Origin of the sequence: Ureibacillus sp. 179-F W5.1 NHS, from assembly GCF_045369345.1 — a bacterium.
GTDB classification, from domain to species: domain Bacteria; phylum Bacillota; class Bacilli; order Bacillales_A; family Planococcaceae; genus Ureibacillus; species Ureibacillus halotolerans.
In genome coordinates this window covers 1-3,539 of the sequence record NZ_JBIQFG010000086.1, presented here as the reverse complement: position 1 = coordinate 3,539, position 3,539 = coordinate 1, and the positions used below count along the sequence as shown (strand labels likewise).

General features: G+C 32.2%; 6 protein-coding genes. 2 read left to right on the top strand and 4 right to left on the bottom strand.

The window, feature by feature from the left end; genetic code table 11:
* Positions 1-271 precede the first annotated feature (271 nt).
* Complete coding sequence (locus ACH0B5_RS17850; protein WP_122973742.1) at positions 272-991, top strand: hypothetical protein; 720 nt, start codon at positions 272-274, stop codon at positions 989-991.
* 28 nt (positions 992-1,019) lie between these two features.
* Entirely contained in the window at positions 1,020-1,199 is a 180-nt protein-coding gene (locus tag ACH0B5_RS17845) for a hypothetical protein (RefSeq protein ID WP_122973741.1), read from the top strand.
* An 84-nt stretch (positions 1,200-1,283) separates the two neighbouring features.
* Here ACH0B5_RS17845 and ACH0B5_RS17840 read toward each other — a convergent pair whose 3' ends face one another.
* The 4 genes from ACH0B5_RS17840 to ACH0B5_RS17825 form a co-directional block, all read right to left on the bottom strand.
* Positions 1,284-1,835, bottom strand: coding sequence for a hypothetical protein (locus ACH0B5_RS17840; RefSeq protein ID WP_406928242.1), 552 nt, complete (start codon positions 1,833-1,835; stop codon positions 1,284-1,286).
* Between the two features lie 76 nt (positions 1,836-1,911).
* Positions 1,912-2,253: a DNA cytosine methyltransferase gene (locus ACH0B5_RS17835; RefSeq protein WP_406928241.1), complete on the bottom strand. Its 342-nt coding sequence runs from the start codon at positions 2,251-2,253 to the stop codon at positions 1,912-1,914.
* A 75-nt stretch (positions 2,254-2,328) separates the two neighbouring features.
* Positions 2,329-2,769, bottom strand: a complete 441-nt coding sequence (locus tag ACH0B5_RS17830) for a DNA cytosine methyltransferase (protein WP_406928240.1) — start codon at positions 2,767-2,769, stop codon at positions 2,329-2,331.
* A gap of 116 nt (positions 2,770-2,885) precedes the next feature.
* Positions 2,886-3,080 (bottom strand): hypothetical protein, encoded by a 195-nt coding sequence (locus tag ACH0B5_RS17825; protein WP_122973738.1) that lies wholly within the window; start codon positions 3,078-3,080, stop codon positions 2,886-2,888.
* Between the last annotated feature and the right edge of the window lie 459 nt (positions 3,081-3,539).

Sequence of the window (3,539 nt, the reverse complement as noted above, 5' to 3'; positions counted from 1 at the left end):
AGCCGGTGAAATTTTACTTATCGTAAAATTTCACCGGCTTTTCATTTCAGAGGTGGGTTTTGTCCCAGCCTCTTTTATGTCGAATTTGTAGATAAAAAAGAGTGTATTTTTATATAGCATTGAACCAATTTCCAATTTTTGATATGGTTAATTTTGTAAAGTGAATATATTCCATTTACGAAGCCTCGTAACCTCCTAGACCCTACTTAATATACCGCTAAGTAAGACACCTCATTCTTTAATTAAATTCGCTAAAGAAAGGAAGATATCAATGAAAAAATTATTTACCTCTATTTTAACAGTAGTCTTATTATTTAGTATGGTTGGAAGTGTTTTTGCAGAAAGCAAGAAGGTTAATTATGAATACTCAACAGCATTGGTAAAAGCTGTCCAATTAGATGAAAAATTCGTCGGAGCTGTTGGAGTGGATGGAGAATTTCTTTTTTTAGATCAGCAGAAAGCAATTGAAAATGGTATTTCAACCGATAAAATAAAAGAAGCAAAAGAAAAAATTAAAGACTATAATAAAATTACCAAAGATGCTCTGGAAATTACACCCTTATTAACTTTCGTTGGAAATCAAATTCAATTCGATGAAATAGAAGCGGAGGAAAAGGGAGTTTCAAAGGAACTCATAAACGCAACAAAAAGTGATATAGAAAAGATTAATAAAGCATCAGAAGGTATCTTTAGTATCGCTGCTTGTGACGGATCAAATAAGTATGTAGATCGTTGGTATGGTTATGATACGTACTTCGATAGTTGTAATGCTAATAAACTTATAGGTTATCTGACAATTGGAGCAGGGATTACTACAATTGCTGCTGCAATAACTGCGTTTATAGCACCTCCAGTGGGGCTTGCTGTCGGCATTGCTGCTGGCTTAATTGGTATAGGCGCGGGTGCGTTGACAGTTGCTAATGCAAACGGATGTGGAATTTTAATAAGATGGTCTTTTGATAAACCAATCTGGACAGGTTCACAATGTTAATAATTAGAAATTAAAGGAGAGAAAAAAGGTGTCTGTTTTCTTAATAGCAAAAATACTTGGCGGTATTGCATTTGTGTTGATTCTAATCAAAACTTTATTCTTTAATACAGAGAAGAAAAAAGAAGATAAGTATCTAATTTACACACTTCTTCTAATTATCATTTCTGTTAACATTTCAATCTGGGTTATTGCAGCAACTAATTCCTAAAATAAAAAGAAAGGTGGATCCGGTTTAAGGGAGTCCACCTCAATTAAAAAATCACATATCCAATTGGATATGTGATTTAATTTATTAATATAATATATACTTAAATTCAAAATCATAGTCTTCATAATTACTTATTTTTGATAAGTAGTTTTCAATTTCTGATTGAAAACATTTATAACGTTGATTCCAGAATCCATTTTCATCTGTTCCCCAAACAAATAATGTTCCAAACACTTCTCCACTTTCTTCACGATAATTAATTGAAGACAATCTATTATTATCACTTAATATTTCTAACACTTCATCTCTAAAATCCCAACCACTCAATAAGTTACCTTTACTCTGTAAGTCGTTTAATAAATTATAAATTTTATGAACAAATATCTTACTTACTTCTAGCTCTTCAAATATTATTGTTTTGGATGCTAATCGAAATACTAGTTCGTCGTAACTTGATAATAATTTTATTCGATCAATTCTATAAATCTTATCGAAAATGACTATTTCTTGAGGTGTGTCAATTATAAAATCTACATCAACATTACTTATCCATTCACCGGTAATATCTGACCCACCACTTAACTTATTAGCAATCACATCAACAATTTGTATTTGTTTCATTTCCTTTTTATTCATAGTATTTCTCCTTTTTGATATATTAATAGTTTCCAAACATTAATCAAGTAATTAAAAGCAGCGACTCTGAATTCAACTACCTCATAAAATATTTTTTTAACTGTTTTCCTATCCAATAACCCATATGAACAGGTACGGCATTTCCTATTTGTCTATATGCATCATTGTCTGTCCCTTCAAATTCAAACCAATCTGGAAAACCTTGAAGCCTAGCATATTCAATACGTGAATAAGGTCTAATTGATTTTCCATCATTAATTAATCGAGTAGAACGATCTTTGGCATAGTGTGCTACACATGTAGGAGCTATCCCATCCAAATCTGTTATAATTGGCTTATCCCGATAATTACCTTCTAAACGTTTTTTAACATAATTAGGAGTGTATACTTCAGTACCCACATCAATAATGTCACGCATTTTTATCGGATTACACTCAGGGTATTCTAAGTTATCAAAAGGTTTTTTTGTTCCAATTACTATTAATCTTTTTCTCTATTGAGGTAGCCACATATTAGCATTTACTGGACATTCAACCCGTACATAGTAGTTAGGAAGTCTTGTCATACATTCCATAACAACTTGAAATTTTTTCATACCAGGAACATTTTCTATTACATATGCTTCAGGTTGAGCTAAAGCAATATGTCTAAAAAAGTGAAGAAATAAATCATCACCAGTTCGTGTACCATGAATATCAGCGATATTACTATATTTAGTACATGGAAATGTACCAATATAAATATCAGCATCTTGTTGATCTAATACAGTTATTTTAGTTATATCAACTTCACTAACTTTATGAGTAAAGTTTTTTCTTAGCGTTGCACAAGCTTTTCGGTCAATTTCAAAAGATTCTACAATCTCAATACCAGCCATAGTCATCGCCAGATCTATGCCACCCGCCCCGCTAAAGTAGCTTTTCGCAGTAATCATCTTATCCACCGCCCATATTTATCTTAAACATTTTGATTGAGGTGTTCCCATAAATTAAAGGCGAATCTTCTAGCTGTACCTAAACACAGCAGAACATCGCCTTAGTAAATTCTTATTCAACATTCTCTTTGATAGCAGTCAACATGGATGAATCCTAATTTCCCGCTATTATCATAATCAAACCAACCACCTTTAGTTGTTTGATCGTCCGTTGATATTCGCTCATCACATACCGAACAGCACCATGAGTCTGCGGACGTAATTGATAACCCTTCCACGCACCAACCTGTTTTTATGCTAGTTTTAGCCATGTATTTTCCCTTTTCAGTACATACATTTTAATAACTACAAACAACAAAATCTTTCACATTCGTTTGTGTTGGAACAAGAATTAATTTTTCGTTAGATTACTAATCTCTTCCTCCATTTTTAAAATGATTTCTTCTTGTGAAGAATACGGAAACGAAAAACCTGGTCTATTTTTTCTATTAATGGCTAAGTAAACTCCTTTTGGCCTACCTTCTTTACCTTGGATACTATGGTAAATAGTGCTTTCTTGAAAACTAACATCAAAAGATAGAGATTCATTTACGGTAATCAGTAAATGGTAACTCTTTATATATTCACGTATCTTTACACAATATCCATTTTTATTTGCCCATTTATTTACCTTCGTTAATTTACTCATTACTGTTGTGTATGGCAAAATAAAAATGCAGAGCTTTGCAAAGGAAAAATGCAGAGTCCTTCACTAATTTTGTGCAAAAAAA